Source organism: Pseudomonas sp. FG35, from assembly GCF_057809295.1.
Genome location: NZ_JBMDJR010000017.1, coordinates 1 through 19811 on the forward strand (window position 1 = coordinate 1; position 19811 = coordinate 19811).

General features: G+C 61.0%; 18 protein-coding genes. 12 read left to right on the forward strand and 6 right to left on the reverse strand.

All coding sequences use genetic code 11. The annotated features are described in order from the left end of the window. Nucleotides 1–183: 183 nt before the first annotated feature. From ACODTD_RS25120 to ACODTD_RS25130, 3 genes are all read right to left on the reverse strand, one after another. On the reverse strand, nucleotides 184–1842 hold the full coding sequence (locus ACODTD_RS25120; protein WP_011333112.1) for a cation acetate symporter: 1659 nt from the start codon (nucleotides 1840–1842) through the stop codon (nucleotides 184–186). After that, a complete protein-coding gene (locus ACODTD_RS25125) occupies nucleotides 1839–2150 on the reverse strand; it encodes a DUF485 domain-containing protein (RefSeq protein ID WP_011333111.1) in 312 nt (103 codons plus the stop codon). The genes ACODTD_RS25120 and ACODTD_RS25125 overlap by 4 nt, the downstream gene beginning before the upstream one ends. 230 nt (nucleotides 2151–2380) lie before the next feature. Next, nucleotides 2381–3232, reverse strand: coding sequence for a glycine betaine ABC transporter substrate-binding protein (locus ACODTD_RS25130; RefSeq protein WP_064378654.1), 852 nt, complete (start codon nucleotides 3230–3232; stop codon nucleotides 2381–2383). Nucleotides 3233–3519: 287 nt separating this feature from the next. Between ACODTD_RS25130 and ACODTD_RS25135 the strand changes: the two genes are divergently transcribed. Then, on the forward strand, nucleotides 3520–5115 hold the full coding sequence (locus ACODTD_RS25135; protein WP_011333109.1) for a glycoside hydrolase family 17 protein: 1596 nt from the start codon (nucleotides 3520–3522) through the stop codon (nucleotides 5113–5115). A 30-nt stretch (nucleotides 5116–5145) separates the two neighbouring features. On the opposite strand, the gene ACODTD_RS25140 is transcribed toward ACODTD_RS25135, so the two are convergent. Continuing rightward, nucleotides 5146–5514 carry a hypothetical protein gene (locus ACODTD_RS25140; protein ID WP_201819334.1) on the reverse strand — a complete coding sequence of 123 codons (369 nt, stop codon included), beginning with the start codon at nucleotides 5512–5514 and terminating at the stop codon, nucleotides 5146–5148. Between the two features lie 223 nt (nucleotides 5515–5737). Between ACODTD_RS25140 and ACODTD_RS25145 the strand changes: the two genes are divergently transcribed. Continuing rightward, complete coding sequence (locus ACODTD_RS25145; protein WP_201819337.1) at nucleotides 5738–7036, forward strand: serine/threonine protein kinase; 1299 nt, start codon at nucleotides 5738–5740, stop codon at nucleotides 7034–7036. Beyond that, nucleotides 7029–7817, forward strand: a complete 789-nt coding sequence (locus ACODTD_RS25150; protein ID WP_011333106.1) for an MlaA family lipoprotein — start codon at nucleotides 7029–7031, stop codon at nucleotides 7815–7817. The genes ACODTD_RS25145 and ACODTD_RS25150 overlap by 8 nt, the downstream gene beginning before the upstream one ends. A 64-nt stretch (nucleotides 7818–7881) precedes the next feature. On the opposite strand, the gene ACODTD_RS25155 is transcribed toward ACODTD_RS25150, so the two are convergent. Continuing rightward, nucleotides 7882–8796: a DUF808 domain-containing protein gene (locus ACODTD_RS25155; RefSeq protein WP_011333105.1), complete on the reverse strand. Its 915-nt coding sequence runs from the start codon at nucleotides 8794–8796 to the stop codon at nucleotides 7882–7884. A 134-nt stretch (nucleotides 8797–8930) separates the two neighbouring features. Here ACODTD_RS25155 and ACODTD_RS25160 point away from each other — a divergent pair, with 134 nt between their 5' ends. Then, nucleotides 8931–9536 carry a TetR/AcrR family transcriptional regulator gene (locus ACODTD_RS25160; RefSeq protein WP_007959290.1) on the forward strand — a complete coding sequence of 202 codons (606 nt, stop codon included), beginning with the start codon at nucleotides 8931–8933 and terminating at the stop codon, nucleotides 9534–9536. A gap of 90 nt (nucleotides 9537–9626) precedes the next feature. Here ACODTD_RS25160 and ACODTD_RS25165 read toward each other — a convergent pair whose 3' ends face one another. Continuing rightward, nucleotides 9627–10067, reverse strand: a complete 441-nt coding sequence (locus ACODTD_RS25165; protein WP_011333104.1) for a GlcG/HbpS family heme-binding protein — start codon at nucleotides 10065–10067, stop codon at nucleotides 9627–9629. Between the two features lie 268 nt (nucleotides 10068–10335). Between ACODTD_RS25165 and gcl the strand changes: the two genes are divergently transcribed. The 8 genes from gcl to ACODTD_RS25205 all read left to right on the forward strand — a co-directional run bounded on the left by gcl (nucleotide 10336) and on the right by ACODTD_RS25205 (nucleotide 19786). Then, nucleotides 10336–12111, forward strand: a complete 1776-nt coding sequence (gene gcl / locus ACODTD_RS25170) for a glyoxylate carboligase (RefSeq protein ID WP_064378647.1) — start codon at nucleotides 10336–10338, stop codon at nucleotides 12109–12111. An 88-nt stretch (nucleotides 12112–12199) separates the two neighbouring features. Beyond that, nucleotides 12200–12982, forward strand: a complete 783-nt coding sequence (gene hyi, locus ACODTD_RS25175) for a hydroxypyruvate isomerase (protein WP_489105335.1) — start codon at nucleotides 12200–12202, stop codon at nucleotides 12980–12982. Nucleotides 12983–13024: 42 nt separating this feature from the next. Next, nucleotides 13025–13918: a 2-hydroxy-3-oxopropionate reductase gene (locus tag ACODTD_RS25180; RefSeq protein ID WP_085605836.1), complete on the forward strand. Its 894-nt coding sequence runs from the start codon at nucleotides 13025–13027 to the stop codon at nucleotides 13916–13918. 170 nt (nucleotides 13919–14088) lie between these two features. Beyond that, nucleotides 14089–15363: a glycerate kinase type-2 family protein gene (locus ACODTD_RS25185; RefSeq protein WP_221615232.1), complete on the forward strand. Its 1275-nt coding sequence runs from the start codon at nucleotides 14089–14091 to the stop codon at nucleotides 15361–15363. After that, nucleotides 15360–16775, forward strand: coding sequence for a pyruvate kinase (pyk, locus tag ACODTD_RS25190; RefSeq protein WP_011333099.1), 1416 nt, complete (start codon nucleotides 15360–15362; stop codon nucleotides 16773–16775). The genes ACODTD_RS25185 and pyk overlap by 4 nt, the downstream gene beginning before the upstream one ends. Nucleotides 16776–16920: 145 nt before the next feature. After that, complete coding sequence (locus ACODTD_RS25195; RefSeq protein ID WP_221615231.1) at nucleotides 16921–17835, forward strand: urea transporter; 915 nt, start codon at nucleotides 16921–16923, stop codon at nucleotides 17833–17835. Between the two features lie 21 nt (nucleotides 17836–17856). Further along, nucleotides 17857–18681 carry an ion transporter gene (locus ACODTD_RS25200; protein WP_039769763.1) on the forward strand — a complete coding sequence of 275 codons (825 nt, stop codon included), beginning with the start codon at nucleotides 17857–17859 and terminating at the stop codon, nucleotides 18679–18681. Nucleotides 18682–18787: 106 nt separating this feature from the next. Then, nucleotides 18788–19786 (forward strand): sulfate ABC transporter substrate-binding protein, encoded by a 999-nt coding sequence (locus ACODTD_RS25205; protein ID WP_489105336.1) that lies wholly within the window; start codon nucleotides 18788–18790, stop codon nucleotides 19784–19786. The last annotated feature ends 25 nt before the right edge of the window (nucleotides 19787–19811 follow it).

Here is a 19811-nt window from a genome sequence, read left to right on the forward strand (position 1 = left end):
TTTTGGGTTACCTTTTCGGCGTTTGGAAAAGGTGACTCGCCGTAAGGGCGAAACCCTAAGAAGCCGTTACCGCAGCAACGGATATACACCCACCCCCCAAGAACATCCGATAACCGCCCACAAAAAAATGCCCCAATCTCTCGACCAGGGCATTTTCATTCAACTCAACCTACACAAAAAGCCTCAGTGCGAAACCGCCCCACTAGCCCCCAACCCAGTCTGCGAACGCACAAACTGCGGGAAGAACAGCGCACGCTCATTCTCGGCTTCGGCCGACTTATCGGTGACCGAGAAGAACCAGATCCCGATGAACGCAATGATCATCGAGAACAACGCCGGATACTCGTAAGGGAAGATCGCCTTCTCATGATGCAGAATCTGCACCCAGATGGTCGGGCCAAGAATCATCAGACCCACCGCACTCACCAGGCCCAGCCAGCCGCCAATCATGGCGCCACGGGTGGTCAGCTTCTTCCAGTACATCGAAAGCAGCAGCACCGGGAAGTTGCAGCTTGCCGCGATGGAGAACGCCAGGCCAACCATGAACGCAATGTTCTGGCTTTCGAACAGGATGCCCAGGCCAATGGCCAGAACGCCCAGCGCGATGGTGGTGATCTTCGAAACGCGGATCTCATCCTTCTCGTTGGCCTTGCCCTTCTTGATCACGCTGGCGTACAGGTCGTGAGACACCGCCGAAGCCCCGGCCAGGGTCAGACCGGCCACGACCGCCAGAATGGTCGCGAACGCTACCGCCGAGATGAAGCCGAGGAACACGCTGCCGCCCACGGCATTGGCCAGGTGCACCGCCGCCATGTTGTTGCCGCCGAGTAGAGCGCCCGCCGCATCTTTGAAGGCCGGGTTGGTGCTGACCAGCAGGATCGCGCCGAAGCCGATGATGAAGGTCAGGATGTAGAAGTAGCCAATGAAACCGGTCGCGTACAGCACGCTCTTACGGGCTTCTTTCGCGTCGCTAACGGTGAAGAAGCGCATCAGGATGTGCGGCAGGCCGGCGGTACCGAACATCAGCGCCAGACCCAGGGAGAACGCCGAGATCGGGTCTTTGACCAGACCGCCCGGGCTCATGATCGCTTCACCCTTGGCGTGAACCTTGATGGCTTCGGAGAAAAGGGTGTTGAAGTCGAAGTTGACGTGCTTCATCACCATCAGCGCCATGAACGAGGCACCGGACAGCAACAGCACCGCCTTGATGATCTGCACCCAGGTAGTCGCCAGCATGCCGCCGAACAGCACGTACAGGCACATCAGGATACCGACCAGAATCACCGCGACGTGGTAGTCGAGACCGAACAGCAGCTGGATCAGCTTGCCGGCACCGACCATTTGCGCGATCAGGTAGAACGCTACCACCACCAGCGAACCGCAGGCCGACAGGGTGCGGATCTGGGTTTGCCCGAGGCGGTAGGACGCCACGTCGGCAAAGGTGTATTTACCCAGGTTACGCAGACGCTCGGCGATCAGGAACAGAATGATCGGCCAGCCCACCAGGAAGCCGATCGAGTAGATCAGGCCGTCGTAGCCGGAGGTGAACACCAGCGCGGAAATACCCAGGAAGGACGCCGCCGACATGTAGTCACCGGCAATTGCCAGACCGTTCTGGAAACCGGTGATCTTGCCGCCCGCCGCATAGTAGTCGGCCGCCGACTTGTTGCGCTTGGACGCCCAGTAGGTGATGCACAGGGTCGCGCCAACGAACACCACGAACATGACGATCGCGGAAACGTTGAGTGGTTGTTTGTGGACTTCGCCGGTCAGGGCGTCAGCGGCCCAGACGGCCGGAGCGAACGCTGCGATGCTCAAAAGAGCCAGTAGACGCCGGATCATTGCTGAGCCTCCTTGAGAATCGCGTTGTTCAGGTCGTCGAACTCGCCATTGGCGCGGCGCACGTAAATGCCGGTCAGGATGAAGGCCGAGACAATCAGTCCGACACCGATCGGGATGCCCCAGGTGATGGATGATTCGGGGCTGATTTTCGTCCCGAGCACTTGCGGCCCGTACGCGATCAGAAGGATGAAGCCGGAGTAGAGCCCGAGCATGATCGCCGAGAGTATCCAGGCGAACCTTTCTCTTTTCTTGACCAGCTCCTTGAATCGCGGGCTGTTCTGAATCGAGAGGTAAATGCTGTCGTTCATTGTTTTTATCCTCGCAGCACAGATTTTTATTTTTGGAACATATCCACTGTATGCGGCTGCGAGCCGGGTTCCAGACGACCTTAGTAGTAGAACGCCATGACGTTTTTGCCAATTTCCAGACAAGCCGAAAACGCCCATACCTGCTTATTAATAGTGGGCAAACAAAAAAGGTCGCCCGACGGTCATGTCGGGCGGCCCTGGGAAGCGCAGATTAGACGCTTCGGCTTAAATCACTTGGTCCAGTCGGCAACACGCTCAGGGTGCTTGGCAACCCAATCCTTGGCCGCTGCGTCAGGTTTTGCACCGTCCTGAATTGCCAGCATGACTTCGCCGATTTCGTCTTTCGAAGCCCACTGGAAGTTCTTCAGGAACTTGGCCACTTCCGGCGCCTTGGTCGCCAGTTCCTTGCTGCCGATGCTGTTCACGGTTTCAGCCGCGCCATACACGCCTTTCGGGTCGTCGAGGAAGCGCAGTTTCCACTTGGCGAACATCCAGTGCGGCACCCAGCCGGTGACGGCGATGGATTCGTTTTTCTTCTCGGCGCGAGTCAGCTCGGCAATCATGCCGGCGCCGGAACTGGCCTTGAGGGTGTATTTGTCGAGGCCGTAATCCTTGATCGCCTGATCGGTCTTGAGCATCACGCCTGAACCGGCATCGATGCCGACGATGCGATTCTTGAAGGAGTCGTCGGTTTTCAGGTCCTCGATCGACTTGGCCTTGACGTACTCCGGCACGATCAGACCGATTTTCGCGTCCTTGAAGTTCGGGCCGTAATCGACGACCTGATCCTTGTTCTTGGTCCAGTATTCGCCGTGGGTCACTGGCAGCCAGGCCGAGAGCATGGCGTCGAGTTTGCCGGTGGCAACGCCCTGCCACATGATGCCGGTGGCGACGGCCTGCAGTTTCACGTCGTAGCCGAGTTTCTGCTTGATCACTTCGGCTGCCACGTGAGTGGTCGCGACGCTGTCGGACCAGCCGTCAACGTAACCGATGTTCAGGGTCTGTTTTTCAGCGCTGGCGAAAGTGGAGCTCATCGCAAGTACCAGAGCGGCACCTGCGCCTAAAAGTCGTCGCATCTTCATCGTTACTTCCCCGAAATGCTGCGCCCGGCGGATGCCGGGCATCGTCAACGTATTGTTATGGTGCACAGCGCCCCCATCACGCCTGACCGCAAACTCGTTAGAACATCAGCGGAGTACTGACGCTTTTGATCATCAACCTGACGCCCGATAAGACCTGCTCTGCCAGCGACCTCGAAGCAATGAGAAACGACATCAGAAAGCCATTAACTGCGTCCGGATATTTGGCGCCAGACAATCCGCCCGAACTTTGCATGTCAAAATCGTGCGGGCCACCAACCTGCTTATAAATGCAGGTAACATGCGTCGCTTTGCAGCCACTCGGCCTGACCATGTCCGCGACTTCCCGTTTCCCCTTTCTTCCCTATCTGTTCGCCTGCCTGCTCGGGCTGTTTGCCCTGTGCGGTTTCTGGTACGGCCTCGGTAAACCGGTGATCCTGCCGGACGTCGCCACCCCTACCCACAAGCTGCAATGCGCCTCCTATACCCCGTTCGACAAAGACCAGTCGCCGTTCGACGTGCCGTTCAAACTGCGCCCGGAGCGCATGGACGCCGACCTCGCCCTGCTCGCCACCCGCTTTGAATGCATCCGCACCTACTCAATGAGCGGCCTCGAAGCGCTGCCGGATCTGGCGCGCAAACATGGTTTGAAGTTGATGATCGGTGCGTGGGTCAACAGCAATCCGGTGGACACCGAGAAGGAAGTCGACTTGCTGATCGCCTCGGCCAACGCCAACCCGGATGTGGTCAGCGCCGTGATCGTCGGCAACGAAGCCTTGCTGCGCAAAGAGGTTACCGCGACCCAGCTGGTGAAGCTGATCAACAAGGTCAAGAGCCACATCAAGCAGCCGGTGACCTATGCCGATGTCTGGGAGTTCTGGCTCAAGCACCCGGAAGTCGCGCCGGCGGTTGATTTCCTGACCATTCATTTGCTGCCGTACTGGGAAGACGATCCGTCGAACATCGACGCCGCGCTGCATCATGTAGCGGAAGTGCGCCAGGTGTTCGGCAACAAGTTCGCCCCCAAGGACGTGATGATTGGCGAAACCGGCTGGCCGAGCGAAGGTCGCCAGCGCGAGACCGCCCTGCCGAGCCGGGTCAACGAGGCCAAGTTCATTCGTGGTTTTGTCACCCTCGCCGAAAAGGAGGGCTGGCGTTACAACCTGATCGAAGCGTTCGACCAGCCATGGAAGCGCGGCAGCGAAGGCGCGGTCGGCGGTTACTGGGGGCTGTTCGATGCTGATCGCCAAGACAAGGGCGTGCTGGCCGGCCCGGTGTCGAACGTGCCGTACTGGTCGCAGTGGCTGGCGGTCGGCGGGCTGATTTTCCTCGGAACATTGCTGCTGGGCGGTCGGGTTAGTACGACGCGTTCGGCACTGATCCTGCCGCTGCTCGGCGCCCTCGCCGCCTGTTCGATCGGTGCCTGGAGTGATCTGGCCCGTGTCACCACGCGGTTTGCCAGCGAATGGTTGTGGGTCGGGTTGCTGACGGCTTTGAATCTGTTGGTGCTGGCCCATGCCGCGCTGACCTTGAGCGCCCGTAATGGCTGGCGTGAACGGGCGTTCAACGCTTTCGAGCGACGGGCCGGCTGGCTGGTGGCGGCAGCCGGTTTTGCCGCTGCGGTGATGATGCTGGAGTTGGTGTTCGATCCGCGCTATCGCAGCTTCCCGAGCGTGGCGTTCATCCTGCCGGCGCTGGTTTACCTGTGCCGTCCAGTGCGAGTGGCCCGTCGAGAGATTGCCCTGCTGACCTTCATCATCGGCGCAGGCATTGCGCCGCAGCTGTTCCGTGAAGGATTGCAGAATCAGCAGGCGTGGGGTTGGGCGCTGGTCAGCGTGTTGATGGTGGCTGCACTTTGGCGCTGCCTGCGGGTTCGCGAGGGTTGACTCATAGAGATTACCCGCGATGACTGACGATCAGGCGTCGCGGGATTCCCGGACCAGTCGCAACCCGGCAATCACCACCGCAAACACCGCCAGCGTCGTGTTGTACAGCGCCAGCGCCGGCAACCCGAACACCAGCGCCAGCACCGCCAGCCACCACCCTGCCCATCCCGGCACGACAAAACCGATCACCGCAGCCGCGACCGCCGCCCAGCCCAGCATCTGGAAATGAATCATCAGGCCCAGGTTCGAGCGCACCGAGCATTCCCAGCGGCTCGCCTCATCCACGCAGATGCCCACCCACTGCGCGTCCTCCATGAAGCCATAACGCGCGCCATAACTGGCAGCCAGCCACAGCGGCAACAGAACGAGCAGCAGAATCACGGGCAAGCGGCGGGACATGGAACACTCCAATCGATGAAATCGGCGGCCAGCTTAATCTGCCGCCGCGCATACGCAAGGACTAACAACTCTTAACTGGTCATTCCTTCCTTGCAAAGTGTATCGTCCGGCTACTATTACTCCGAATTCCGTCAGTTTGGTGCCGTGGCATGGCACTTTGGCGCAAACCCGGTGGTCATAGCCTGCGAACCTCATTCGGCACCTTCCTCTAAGGGATCTAGTCATGCTCCGTTCCTTGCGCTTCGCCGCCCTGTTTGGCGGCCTTATTCTGAGTGCGTCCGCGCTGGCGGTGGATATCGACGCCGCCAGCTATGGCTATCCCCTGACCAACCCGTTCGAGGCGACCATCGCCACCACGCCGCCGGACTTGCGCCCTGATCTGCCACTGGACGACGACATCGATCAGACTGATCGCAGCGTCACCCTGCGCCCCGAGCGCGAATTCATCCTGCCGGACAATTTCTGGCCGGTGAAAAAACTGACCTACCGCATCGCCACCCAGGACAAGGCCGCACCGCTGATCTTTCTGATCGCCGGCACCGGCGCGCGCTACGACAGCACGCTCAACGAATACCTGAAGAAGCTTTATTACAAGGCCGGTTACCACGTGGTGCAGTTGTCATCGCCGACCAGCTTCGACTTCATGAGCGCCGCCTCGCGTTTCGCCACTCCCGGCGTGACCAAGGAAGACGCCGAAGACATGTACCGGGTGATGCAGGCCGTGCGGGCGCAGAACCCGAAACTGCCGGTCACCGACTATTACCTCAGCGGCTACAGCCTCGGCGCGCTGGACGCGGCGTTCGTCGCCCATCTGGATGAAACCCGGCGCAGCTTCAACTTCAAGAAAGTCCTGCTGCTGAATCCGCCGGTCAACCTCTACACCTCTATCACCAACCTCGACAAGCTGGTGCAGACCGAGGTCAAGGGCATCAACAACAGCACCACCTTCTATGAACTGGTGCTGAGCAAACTGACCCGCTACTTCCAGCAAAAAGGCTACATCGACCTCAACGATGCACTGCTCTACGACTTCCAGCAGTCCAAGCAGCACCTGAGCAACGAACAGATGGCGATGCTGATCGGCACCTCGTTCCGTTTCTCGGCGGCGGATATCGCGTTCACTTCCGACCTGATCAACCGTCGCGGCCTGATCACTCCGCCGAAATTCCCGATCACCGAAGGCACTAGCCTCACGCCGTTCCTAAAGCGTGCGCTGCAGTGCGACTTCGACTGCTACCTCACCGAACAGGTGATCCCGATGTGGCGCGCCCGCACAGACGGCGGCAGCCTGCTGCAACTGATCGATCAGGTGAGCCTGTACGCCTTGAAGGATTACCTGCACGACAGCCCGAAAATCGCCGTCATGCACAACGCCGATGACGTGATCCTCGGCCCGGGCGACCTCGGTTTCCTGCGCCGGACCTTCGGCGATCGCCTGACCGTTTACCCGCTGGGCGGCCATTGCGGCAACCTTAACTACCGCGTCAACAGCGACGCCATGCTGGAGTTCTTCCGTGGCTAAATATCTCCTGCTGATTGCAGCGCTCCTCAGTGCAGGTATGGCCCAGGCCGACAACAGCAAAGCCAATGCACCGGTGGTCATCGACAGCGACGGCTTCAAGGAGCCGCTGTCCAAACTCAAATTCAACCCGGGGCTGGATCAGCGCGAGTTCGAGCGCTCGACCCTCAGCGCGCTGAACGTCTACGACCCGCTGGAAGAGTGGAACCGCCGCGTCTACCACTTCAACTACCGCTTCGACCAATGGGTGTTCCTGCCGGTGGTCGATGGCTATCGCTACATCACCCCGAGCTTCGTGCGCACCGGCGTGAGCAACTTCTTCAACAACATTGGCGACGTGCCGAACCTGGTCAACAGCCTGTTGCAGTTCAAGGGCAAGCGCTCGATGGAAACCACCGCGCGCCTGCTGCTCAACACCACCATCGGCATCGCCGGGCTCTGGGACCCGGCCACCGCCATGGGCCTGCCGCGCCAGAACGAAGACTTCGGCCAGACCCTGGGCTTCTATGGCGTGCCGGGCGGTGCTTACTTCGTGCTGCCAATCCTCGGCCCGTCGAACCTGCGCGATACCGCAGGTCTGGCCGTGGACTACACCGCCGAGTCCGCGATCAACTTCCTCAACGTCTCGGAAGTCAGCTCCAACCATCCGGAAGTCTGGGTACTGCGCGGCGTCGACAAGCGTTACCAGACCAGCTTCCGCTACGGCCAGCTGAACTCACCGTTCGAGTACGAGAAGGTGCGCTACGTCTACACCGAGTCGCGCAAGTTGCAGATCGCCGAGTAAAAATGCCAGCCACAAAAAAGGCCATTCGATGCGAATCGAATGGCCTTTTTGTTTGCTTCAGGATTTAGCCTTTCAGGGCTTTCCAGACTTTGCCGATCACGGACACGCCCGCCAGCACCACCGCACCCGCGATGATCCCCGCCACGCCGTTCAACAGCATCGGCACCACAAACCCGGCGCCACCGGCCGCTGCGCCGACGCTTTCGATCCAGTGATGCACCACCGGCACGCCGTGGGTCAGGATGCCGCCACCGACCAGGAACATCGCAGCAGTGCCGATTACCGACAGGCTTTTCATCATGTACGGCGCCGCACGCAGAATGCTGTTGCCGATGCTTTTGGCCATCTGCCCGGGCTTCTGGGTCAGCCACAGACCGAGGTCATCGAGTTTGACGATGCCGGCCACCAGACCGTAAACGCCTACGGTCATGACGATGGCGATGCCCGACATCACGATCACTTGCTGGGTCAGCGAAGCATCGGCCACGGTGCCGAGGGTGATGGCGATAATTTCCGCCGAGAGGATAAAGTCGGTGCGGATCGCGCCCTTGATCTTGTCCTTCTCGTACGCCACCAGATCGGTTGCCGGATCAGCCACGGCTTCAACCAACTGCGCATGCTCGGCCTCGTCTTCAGCCTTGCTGTGCAGGAATTTGTGCGCGAGTTTTTCGAAACCTTCGAAACACAGGTAGGCGCCACCGACCATCAACAGTGGCGTCACCAGCCACGGCACGAACGCACTGATCGCCAGCGCCGACGGCACCAGAATCAGTTTGTTGACGAACGAGCCCTTGGCCACCGCCCAAACGACGGGGATTTCCCGCTCCGCGCGTACGCCCGAGACCTGCTGGGCATTGAGCGCCAAGTCGTCGCCGAGCACGCCGGCGGTCTTCTTGGCAGCCATTTTGGTCATCAACGCAACGTCGTCCAGAACGGTGGCGATGTCGTCGATCAGCACCAGCAAACTGCTTCCTGCCATGAATCTTGTTTCCTTATGTGAATAATGCCGCGCAGCATACCGCGACTGCAGGCCACACGGGGCATTGTTGAGCGCCGCGCGAGGCCGGTGCTACCATGCGCAACCGCCAGAACAGGCAAGGAACCACCGGGTTTATGAGCACAATCCGCGAGCGCAACAAAGAACTGATCCTGCGTGCAGCCAGTGAAGAGTTTGCCGACAAGGGCTTCGCTGCGACCAAAACCAGCGACATCGCCGCCAAGGCAGGACTGCCCAAGCCCAACGTCTATTACTACTTCAAGTCCAAGGAAAACCTCTACCGCGAGGTGCTGGAAAGTATCATCGTGCCGATCCTGCAGGCCTCGACCCCGTTCAACCCGGACGGCGTACCGAGCGAAGTGCTGAGCGGTTACATCCGCTCGAAGATCCGCATCTCTCGCGACCTGCCCTTCGCCTCCAAGGTGTTCGCCAGCGAAATCATGCACGGCGCCCCGCACCTGAGCGCCGACCTGGTCGAGCAGCTCAACGGCCAGGCCAAGCACAACATCGACTGCATCCAGACCTGGATCGACCGCGGCCAGATCGCCCCGATCGACCCCAACCACCTGATGTTCAGCATCTGGGCCGCAACCCAGACCTACGCCGACTTCGACTGGCAGATCTCCGCCGTCACCGGCAAGGACAAGCTCGACGAAGCCGACTATGAAGCGGCAGCACAAACCATCATCCGGTTGGTGCTCAAGGGCTGCGAGCCGGACTGAAGACCGCCCTCCAGACACAAACAAGCCCGCCCTCACATCATCCTGTGAGGGCGGGCTTGTGCGTTTCAGCGACTATCCGGTTTTAGCCACTCAGGCCGCCACCCCCGCATCCGCCCGCAGGTCCAGAGCCTCCACGGCCTTGATTGCCACCTGCTCATCGATGTCCGACAGATCGCCGCTGATGCCGATCGCACCCAGCACGTTCCCCGCCTGATCCCGAATCAGCACACCACCCGGTGCCGGCACGACGCTGCCCTGCCCCATGCTGTTGAGCGCGGCGATGAACGCCGGGCGTTGTTGCGCGTCCAGCGCCAGCAGGCGTGAGCCCTTGCCCAGGGCGATGGCGCCCCAGGCTTTGCCGATGGCGATGTTCGGGCGCAGCAGGCTGGCGCCGTCTTCGCGTTGCAAGGTGACCAGATGGCCGCCGGTATCCAGTACCGCGATGGTCAGCGGCGCGGCGGAGATGGCCCGCCCTGCATTGATGGCTTCGTTGACCAGCTTGACTGCGACTTTCAAGGTTAAAGCGCTCATGGTGCCGTCCTCATTTTGTTATTGGGAAAGTCGTTGGGCTGCGCTTTTCTGCCGCAGCCAGATGCAACAAATAGAACACAATGAATTATTTTTTTGTATACAATAATTCTCGAAAAGCGCCTCATGCGACGAAAAGCCACAGCAGAACAGGCTTCCGACGAATGAAACAGGCGCTTGAGAAAATGGATTGACCTGCGCCGTCCGCCGTGAATACACTCTGCGCAAAGCCACTTGTATACAATTACAAAACGTAAAGAGGCACAAAACCATGAGCAAAATGAGAGCAATCGAAGCCGCCGTTCTGGTGATGCGCCGTGAAGGGGTTGATACCGCTTTTGGCATTCCAGGCGCTGCAATCAACCCGCTGTACTCCGCCCTGCAGAAAGTCGGTGGCATCGATCACGTCCTCGCTCGCCACGTTGAAGGCGCCTCGCACATGGCCGAGGGCTACACCCGCACCAAGGCCGGCAACATCGGCGTGTGCATCGGTACTTCCGGCCCGGCCGGTACCGACATGGTCACCGGTCTGTACAGCGCCTCCGCGGACTCGATCCCGATCCTCTGCATCACCGGGCAAGCCCCCCGCGCCCGTATGCACAAGGAAGACTTCCAGGCCGTCGACATCACCAGCATCGTCAAGCCGGTGACCAAGTGGGCGACCACCGTTCTGGAGCCGGGCCAGGTGCCTTACGCCTTCCAGAAAGCCTTCTACGAAATGCGCTCCGGCCGTCCAGGCCCGGTGCTGATCGACCTGCCGTTCGACGTGCAGATGGCTGAAATCGAATTCGACATTGACGCTTACCAGCCACTGCCGCTGGCCAAGCCGAGCGCGACCCGCGTGCAAGTCGAAAAAGCCCTGGCGATGCTGGACCAGGCCGAGCGTCCATTGCTGGTGGCCGGCGGCGGCATCATCAACGCCGACGCCAGCGAGCTGCTGGTCGAGTTCGCCGAGCTGACCGGCATTCCAGTAATACCGACCCTGATGGGCTGGGGCACCATCCCGGACGATCACCCGCTGATGGTCGGCATGGTCGGTCTGCAGACTTCGCACCGCTACGGCAACGCCACGATGCTGAAATCCGACGTGGTACTGGGCGTCGGCAACCGCTGGGCAAACCGTCACACCGGCTCGGTCGACGTTTACACCGAAGGCCGCAAGTTCATTCACGTCGACATCGAACCGACCCAGATCGGCCGCGTGTTCACCCCGGACCTGGGCATCGTTTCCGACGCCGCTGCCGCGCTGACCGTGTTCATCGAAGTCGCCCGTGAATGGCAAGCCGCCGGCAAACTGAAAAACCGCAGTGCCTGGCTGCAGGATTGCCAGCAGCGCAAAGCCAGCCTGCAACGCAAGACCCACTTCGACAATGTGCCGGTCAAGCCGCAGCGCGTTTACGAAGAAATGAACCAGGTGTTCGGCAAGGACACTTGCTACGTCAGCACCATCGGTCTGTCGCAGATTGCCGGCGCGCAGTTCCTGCACGTCTACAAGCCGCGTCACTGGATCAACTGTGGCCAGGCCGGCCCGTTGGGCTGGACCATTCCGGCAGCGCTGGGCGTGGTGAAGGCCGATCCGAACCGTAAAGTCGTGGCCCTGTCGGGGGACTATGACTTCCAGTTCATGATCGAAGAACTGGCGGTCGGCGCTCAGTTCAAACTGCCGTACATCCACGTCGTGGTGAACAACTCGTACCTGGGGCTGATCCGTCAGGCCCAGCGCGGGTTCGATATGGACTACTGCGTGCAGCTGTCCTTCGATAACCTGAACGCGCCGGAACTCAACGGTTATGGTGTCGACCACGTGGCAGTCGCCGAAGGCCTTGGCTGCAAGGCACTGCGTGTGTTCGAACCGGCTGACATCGCTCCTGCCCTGCGCAAGGCCGAAGAGCTGATCGAAGAGTTCAAGGTGCCGGTGATCGTCGAGATCATTCTGGAGCGTGTGACCAACATCTCCATGGGGACCGAGATCAACGCCGTCAACGAATTCGAAGACCTGGCGCTGGTCGGCAACGATGCGCCTACCGCGATTTCGTTGCTCGACTGAACGTAACCGGCTCCCTCTCCCTCCGGGAGAGGGGACTTGATCGCGTTCAGTCTGACCAACCGTGTCAAAACTGTTTTAGGAGACCACCATGCCGCGTTTCGCAGCCAACCTGTCCATGCTGTTCACCGAACAGGATTTCCTTGCCCGTTTCGACGCCGCCGCCAAGGCTGGCTTCAGCGGTGTCGAGTACCTGTTCCCGTACGATTTCAGCTCCGCCGAAATCAAGGCCAGACTCGACGCCAACGATCTGACCCAAGTGCTGTTCAACCTGCCGGCCGGCGACTGGGCCAAGGGCGAGCGCGGTATCGCGTGCCTGCCGGACCGGGTCGAAGAGTTCCGCGCCGGGGTCGATCTGGCCATCGCTTACGCACAGGTGCTGGGCAACACCCAGGTCAACTGCCTGGCCGGTATCCGTCCGCAGGGCGTGGACGATGCCACCGTTGAAAAGACCTTCGTCGCCAACCTCAAGTACGCCGCCGACAAGCTGCAAGCCGTCGGCATCAAACTGGTGATGGAAGCGATCAACACACGCGACATCCCGGGCTTCTACCTGAACAACACGGCACAGGCCCTGTCGATTCGCGAGCAAGTCGGCAGCGCCAATCTGTTCCTGCAATACGACATCTATCACATGCAAATCATGGAAGGCGATCTGGCCCGCACCCTGCAATCGCACCTGGCCGAGATCAACCATGTGCAGCTGGCCGACAACCCGGGCCGCAACGAGCCGGGCACTGGCGAAATCAACTACCGCTTCCTGTTCGAACACCTCGATCGCATCGGTTATCAGGGCTGGGTCGGCTGCGAGTACAAACCGCTGACCACCACTGAAGCGGGCCTCGGCTGGCTGAAGACCCACAACGCGATCTGACCCCTATTTGCTTGAGCAAGACAAAAACAAGAGGAATTTCTCATGGCTAAAATCGGATTTATCGGCACCGGCATCATGGGCCACCCAATGGCGGCGAACCTGCAGAAAGCCGGTCACAGCCTGTTCCTGTCGGCGCACCACGATGCTGCCCCTGCCGACCTGGTCGCCGCTGGCGCCGTCGCTCTGGCCAACCCGCGCGAAGTGGCTCAGGAAGCTGAATTCATCATCGTCATGGTGCCGGATACCCCGCAGGTCGAAGACGTGCTGTTCCGCGCCGACGGCGTCGCGGCCGGCATCGGCAAAGGCAAGGTGGTGATCGACATGAGCTCGATCTCGCCGACCGCCACCAAGGCTTTCGCCGCGAAGATCAACGAGAAAGGCGCGCAATACCTCGACGCCCCGGTGTCCGGCGGTGAAGTCGGCGCCAAGGCCGCGACCCTGAGCATCATGGTCGGTGGCGACGCCGATGCCTTCGAACGCGCACTGCCGCTGTTCCAGGCCATGGGCAAGAACATCACCCTGGTCGGTGGCAATGGCGACGGTCAGACCGCCAAGGTGGCGAACCAGATCATCGTTGCCCTGAACATTCAGGCCGTCGCCGAAGCCCTGCTGTTCGCCTCGAAAAACGGTGCCGATCCAGCCAAGGTGCGTGAGGCATTGATGGGCGGTTTCGCCTCCTCAAAGATCCTCGAAGTGCACGGCGAGCGCATGATCAAGGGCACCTTCGATCCGGGCTTCCGTATCAGCCTGCACCAGAAGGACCTGAACCTGGCCCTGCAAGGCGCCAAGGAGCTGAACATCAACCTGCCGAACACCGCCAACGCCCAGCAAGTGTTCAGCACCTGCGCGGCCATCGGTGGCAGCAACTGGGACCACTCGGCGCTGATCAAGGGCCTGGAACACATGGCCAACTTCTCGATTCGCGACAAGAAGTAAGTTGCGTCCCTGACCCGCTCCCTGTGGGAGCGGGCTTGCCCGCGATGGCATCGACTCGCTCGGCCTGAAAGACCGCAGCGCCTGAATCGCTGGCAAGCCAGCTCCCATAAGGATCGCGTCGCTGCATCGCTGTCGCTCTATCCCAATAACAAGAATTCCGGGAGCCCGCCATGTCGGTCGATCCGCAACAACTGCTGCGCGAGCTGTTTGCCACAGCCATCGACGCGGCCCATCCGAACCAGGTCCTCGAAGCTCATCTGCCGGCCGATCGCACAGGTCGCGTGATCGTCATCGGCGCCGGCAAGGCTGCCGCTGCCATGGCGCAAGTGGTCGAGCGCTGCTGGGAAGGTGAAGTCTCGGGCCTGGTGGTGACCCGCTACGGTCACGGCGCCCCGTGCGAAAAAATCGAAGTGGTCGAAGCCGCGCACCCGGTGCCGGACGCTGCCGGGCTGGCCGTGGCCAAGCGCGTGCTGGAACTGGTCAGCAACCTGACCGAAGACGACCGCGTGATTTTCCTGTTGTCCGGCGGCGGCTCTGCCCTGCTGGCGCTGCCGGCCGAAGGCATCACCCTGGCCGACAAACAATCGATCAACAAAGCCCTGCTCAAATCCGGCGCAACCATCGGCGAGATGAACTGCGTGCGCAAGCACCTCTCGGCGATCAAGGGCGGACGTCTGGGCAAAGCCTGCTGGCCAGCGACTGTTTATACCTATGCGATTTCCGATGTGCCGGGCGACCTTGCCACGGTCATCGCCTCCGGCCCGACCGTGGCCGACCCGAGCACCAGCGCCGAAGCGCTGGCGATCATCAAGCGCTACGGCATCGAGATCCCGGCCTCCGTGCGCAGCTGGCTGCAAAGCCCGGAATCGGAAACCGTCAAACCCGGTGATCCGAGCCTGGCCCGCAGTCACTTCCAGTTGATCGCCCGCCCCCAGCAATCGCTGGATGCGGCGGCGGTGAAATGCCGTCAGGCCGGTTTCAGCACGCTGATCCTCGGCGACCTGGAAGGCGAATCCCGCGAAGTGGCGAAAGTCCACGCCGGCATCGCGCGCCAGATCATCCATCACGGTCAGCCGCTGGCGGCGCCGTGCGTGATTCTCTCCGGTGGCGAAACCACGGTGACCGTGCGCGGCAATGGCCGTGGCGGACGCAACGCCGAATTCCTCCTCAGCCTCACCGACAGCCTCAAGGGCCAACCCGGCGTCTATGCGCTGGCCGGTGACACCGACGGCATCGACGGCTCGGAAGACAACGCCGGCGCAATCATGACCCCGGACAGCTACGCCCGCGCCGCCACCCTGGGCCTGAGCGCCAGCGACGAGCTGGATAACAACAACGGCTACGGCTACTTCGCGGCGCTCGATGCGCTGATCGTCACCGAGCCGACTCGCACCAACGTCAACGACTTCCGCGCCATCCTGATCCTCGAGAGCTCTAAATCATGACGCCTGATAAAAAGGTCAAAATCCTCGCCACCCTCGGGCCTGCCGTCGACGGCATCGAAGACATCCGCGAGCTGGTCGAGGCCGGGGTCAATATCTTCCGCCTCAACTTCAGCCACGGCGACCACGCCGACCACGCCAAGCGCTATCAGTGGATCCGCGAAGTCGAGCGCCAGCTCAACTACCCGCTCGGGATCCTGATGGACCTGCAAGGGCCGAAGCTGCGGGTCGGCAAGTTCGCGGACGGCAAGGTTCAGTTGCATCGTGGTCAGGCCTTCCGCCTCGATCTGGATGCGACACCGGGCGACGAACGCCGGGTAAACCTGCCGCATCCGGAAATCATCGCGGCGCTGGAAGCCGGGATGGATCTGCTGCTGGATGACGGCAAACTGCGCCTGCGGGTCGTCACCAAATACTCCGACGCGATCGACACCACCGTGCTCAACGGCGGCGAACTGTCGGACCGCAAAGGCGTGAACGTGCCGCAAGCGGTGCTCGACCTGAGCCCGCTGACCACCAAGGATCGTCGTGACCTGAGCTTCGGTCTGGAGCTGGGTGTGGACTGGGTCGCGCTGTCGTTCGTGCAGCGTCCGCAAGACATCCTCGAGGCCCGCGAACTGATCGGCGACAAGGCGTTCCTGATGGCGAAAATCGAGAAGCCATCGGCCGTCGAGCAGCTGCGCGAGATCGCCGAGCTGAGCGACGCGATCATGGTGGCTCGTGGCGACCTGGGCGTGGAAGTGCCCGCCGAGAGCGTGCCGCAGATCCAGAAAAACATCATCACCACCTGCCGTCATCTCGGCAAACCGGTGGTGGTGGCGACGCAGATGCTCGAGTCGATGCGCTTCTCGCCGGCCCCGACCCGCGCCGAAGTCACCGACGTCGCCAACGCCGTGGCCGAAGGTGCCGATGCGGTGATGCTGTCGGCAGAAACCGCGTCCGGCGAGTATCCGCTGGAAGCCGTGCAGATGATGAGCAAGATCATCCGCCAGGTGGAGAACGGTCCGGACTACCAGACCCAACTCGACGTCAGCCGCCCGAAAGCCGAAGCGACCGTGTCCGATGCGATCAGCTGCGCAATCCGCCGGATCAGCAACGTGCTGCCGGTGGCGGTGCTGGTCAACTACAGCGAGTCCGGCGCATCGAGTCTGCGTGCGGCGCGGGAGCGGCCGAAAGCGCCGATCCTGAACCTGACGCCGAACCTGCAGACCGCCCGCCGCCTGAGCGTGGCATGGGGCATTCATTCGGTGGTCAATGATCGCCTGCGTCAGGTCGACGAGGTGTGCTCGACCGCGCTGGAAATCGCGCAGGCGCAAGGAATGGCCGAGCGTGGCGATACGTTGCTGATCACCGCGGGTGTGCCGTTCGGGCAGCCGGGGTCGACTAATTCGCTGCGGATCGAAACATTGATTTAAGCAACACCTGTGTGGCGAGGGAGCGTGCTCCCGTCGCCCGGCATGACGGTTTCCACAAGAGACGCCGCATGCACCGGGCACGAGCTCCCTCGCCACCGTTTCACGCAAGACCCTTTGATTTTCCTACTGCCCAGATTCTCCAGACATGCCTGCCAATCATTTCAACACCCACTGCCCTGACTGGGCCGAGGCTTTGCTCAACGGCTTCAGTCAAATCTTCCTCCAGCGCCATCCGCTGTGTGGCCTGCTGTGCCTTCTGGCCATTTTATTCACCGCGCCGGTGCTGTTCGCCGGCGCGCTGCTCGGTGCGGTCGCCGGTTTGCTCACCGCGCAACGGCGCAACTACGCCAAGGCGGATCGCCAGGCCGGACTGTTCAGCTACAACGGCGTGCTGGTCGGCCTGTTGCTGAGCCTGTATTTCCCTTGGTCGCCGATGCTGCCGCCGCTGATTCTGGCGGCCGGTGGCCTGAGCGCGATGATCACGCAGCAATGGCTCAAACGCGCACGCCTCACCGAATACCTGCCCGCCTACACCGCGCCGTTCGTGTTGCTGAGCTGGGTGTTCCTGTGTTTCGCCGAGCCTTTGTCCGCCGCACCGGTGCTTGAACTGAACACCGTGAACCTGCTCGGTGCCGCCCTGAAAGGTTTCGGTCAGGTGATGTTCCTCGATCATCCGCTGGCCGGTGGTTTGATCGCTGCCGGTTTGCTGATCGCCGATCGCCGGGCCTTTGCCTGGGCGCTGCTGGCTTCGGCGATTGGCCTGGGTTCCAGCCTGTTGCACCACGACAGTCAGGTCGCGTTGCTCGGTCTGGGTGGCTACAACGCGGTACTTGCCGCCCTCGCCTTCAGCACCCAGCGCCAGCAACCGTGGCTGCCGCTGTTCGGCATCGGCCTGGCGCTGCTGTTGGCGCCGCTGTTCAGCGCCCTGGGTCTGGCGCCCCTCACTGCACCGTTCATTCTCGCCTGCTGGCTGCTGCGCACCGGCATTCGCCTGATGCGCCAACCGGAGATCAATGTCACGCCTTGCGCTCGCGGGGAGAATCAACCTAGGCTGCGCTGATCTTTGATTCAGGCGTGATCCATGGACAGTAACCAGCACTGGCGTGAACAGCTTTACGTCATGATTTTCCAGAGCGACACCCCCGCCGGGCGACGTTTCGACGGCATCCTGCTGTTGATCATTCTCGCCAGCCTGGTGATCGTGATGCTCGACAGCATCGACAGCGTTCACCGCAATTACGCCGATGTGCTGGCGTATATCGAGTGGGGGTTCACCATCATCTTTGCCGGCGAGTACATCCTGCGCCTGTACTGCTCGCCCAAACCGCTGCGCTACGCCTTCAGTTTTTACGGATTGGTGGATCTGCTGGCGATCGTGCCGGGCATCCTCGCGCTGTACTACAGCGATGCGCAGTATTTGCTGATTATCCGGATCATTCGGATGCTGCGAATTTTCCGCGTCCTCAAACTCAGTCCGTACCTCAAGCAAGCCAACTACCTGATGTCGGCGCTGCGCGGCAGCAAGCAGAAGATCGTGGTGTTTCTGGTGAGCGTCTGCACACTCGTGACGGTCTTCGGCACGTTGATGTACGTGATCGAAGGCCCGGAACACGGCTTCACCAGCATTCCCAAGGGCATCTATTGGGCTATCGTGACCCTGACCACCGTCGGCTTCGGCGACATCGTGCCGAAGACTCCGTTGGGCCAGGTGATTTCGTCGCTGGTGATGATCACTGGTTACTCGATCATCGCGGTACCCACCGGAATCTTCACCGCCGAACTGGCCAATGCGATGCGTGGTGAACAGTTGCAACACGACTGCCCGGTTTGTCAGAAAAAAAGCCATGAAAGCGGCGCCGCATTCTGTTCGCGATGCGGCAATCCGTTATTCAAAAAAATGGAATAAGCAAAGTTCTTTTTAATCTTTAAACGACTATGCGTGCCCCGCTATAGTCGCTGGCAAATGGCCTCATCTTTGTAAAAAAACACCCCTACAGAACAAGGAATGCGCAGTGAAAAAACTCTTTGGCGCCTCACTTCTCGCCGCAGGTCTTGCCTTCGGCAGCGCGGCTCAGGCCGCACCGACCCTGCTCAACGTTTCCTACGACGTGATGCGCGATTTCTACAAGGACTACAACGCTGCGTTCCAGAAACACTGGCAAGCCGAACACAACGAAAACATCACGGTGCAGATGTCTTTCGGCGGTTCGAGCAAGCAAGCCCGTTCGGTGATCGACGGCCTGCCGGCTGACGTCATCACCATGAACATGGCCACCGACATCAACGCCCTGGCCGACAACGGCCAACTGGTGCCGAAGGACTGGGTCACCCGTCTGCCGAACAACAGCGCGCCGTTCACCTCGGCCACCGTATTCATCGTGCGCAAAGGCAACCCGAAAGCCCTGAAAGACTGGCCGGACCTGCTCAAGGACGGCGTGCAGGTTATCGTGCCGAACCCGAAAACCTCGGGCAACGGCCGCTACACCTACCTGTCGGCGTGGGGCTATGTGCTGAAAAACGGCGGTGACGAGAACAAGGCCAAGGACTTCGTCGGCAAGCTGTTCAAACAGGCACCGGTGCTGGATACCGGTGGCCGCGCCGCGACCACCACGTTCATGACCAACCAGATCGGCGACGTGCTGGTGACCTTCGAAAACGAAGCCGAAATGATCGCCCGTGAATTTGGCCGCGACCAGTTCGAAGTCATCTACCCGAGCGTCTCCGCCGAAGCCGAGCCGCCGGTGTCGGTGGTCGACAAAGTGGTCGAGAAGAAAGGCTCCCGCGCCGCTGCCGAGGAATACCTGAAGTTCCTGTGGTCGCCGGAAGGTCAGGAAATCGCGGCCGCCAACTACCTGCGTCCACGTGACCCGGCGGTGCTGGCCAAGTACACCGACCGTTTCCCGAAAGTCGACTTCCTGTCGGTCGAGAAGACCTTCGGCGACTGGCGCACCGTGCAGAAGACCCACTTCAACGATGGCGGGATCTTCGACCAGATCTACAACGGCCAGTAAGGCGTGAGCTGATATGAAGAAGGCG